General features: G+C 64.4%; 1 protein-coding gene. It reads right to left on the reverse strand.

Going from position 1 to position 466, the window contains the following annotated elements:
* Positions 1–466 (reverse strand): lyase family protein (locus EOA85_RS36960; protein WP_245486427.1); only part of this gene is annotated, 466 nt, incomplete at both ends.

Here is a 466-nt window from a genome sequence, read left to right on the forward strand (position 1 = left end):
TTGTTGCCGAACACCTGGATGCAGACCTGCGTCAACGCCTCGCATTGGGTAGGGTTGACCTTGCCCGGCATGATCGATGAACCCGGCTCGTTTTCCGGCAGCGACAGTTCACCGAGGCCGGAGCGCGGGCCGGAGCCGAGCAGACGAATGTCGTTGGCAATCTTGAACAGGGCGCCGGCGCAGGCGTTGATGGCACCATGCGAAAACACCATGGAATCGTGCGCGGCCAGCGCCTCGAACTTGTTCGGCGCGGTGACGAAGCCGATGCCGGTGATGTCAGCGATTCGCGCCGCCACCTTCTCGGCAAAGCCGATCGGCGCGTTGAGGCCGGTGCCGACGGCTGTGCCGCCTTGCGCCAGTTCCTGCAAGCCGGGCAACGTCAGCTCGATGCGCTTGATCGACGAAGCGACCTGCGCGGCATAGCCCGAAAATTCCTGGCCAAGCGTAAGGGGGGTGGCATCCTGCG

Origin of the sequence: Mesorhizobium sp. M5C.F.Ca.IN.020.29.1.1 (genome assembly GCF_003997375.1) — a bacterium.
Lineage (GTDB): Bacteria > Pseudomonadota > Alphaproteobacteria > Rhizobiales > Rhizobiaceae > Mesorhizobium > Mesorhizobium wenxiniae.